The sequence below is a fragment of the Corallococcus sp. AB049A genome (genome assembly GCF_003668885.1).
Taxonomy (GTDB): domain Bacteria; phylum Myxococcota; class Myxococcia; order Myxococcales; family Myxococcaceae; genus Corallococcus; species Corallococcus interemptor.
Map to the genome: position 1 here is coordinate 1 of NZ_RAWL01001164.1, position 434 is coordinate 434.

Consider the following 434-nt stretch of genomic DNA (forward strand, 5'->3'; position numbering starts at 1 on the left):
GCCTGGGCGACTACCTGAAGCAGCAGGGCTACACCAACCATTACCTGGGCGGTGCCAACGGCCAGTTCGCCGGCAAGGGCCAGTTCCTGGCCAGCCACGGTTTCGATGAAGTGCACGACCTGGCATGGTTCAAGCAGCAGAAGAAGATCGGCCGCATCCACTACTCGGCCTGGGGCGTGCACGACGACGTGCTGCTGGATACCGCCTACCAGCGCTTCGAGCAGCTCTCGCGTGCCGGTTCACCGTTCATGCTGACCACGTTGACCATGGACACCCACCACCCGGCGGGCCACCTGCCGGTATCGTGCAAGGGCGAGCGCTACCAGAGCCAGTACGGCAACATCAACATGCTCAACGCGCTCAAGTGCAGCGACCGGCTGATCTCGCAGCTGGTGCAGCGCATCCAGGCCAGCCCGTACGGCAAGGACACGCTG

1 protein-coding gene is annotated in these 434 nt (G+C 64.1%); it reads left to right on the forward strand.

Going from position 1 to position 434, the window contains the following annotated elements:
* Positions 1-434, forward strand: a 434-nt coding sequence (locus D7X55_RS46645; RefSeq protein WP_147470511.1) for a sulfatase-like hydrolase/transferase, incomplete at both ends; no start/stop codon positions are given.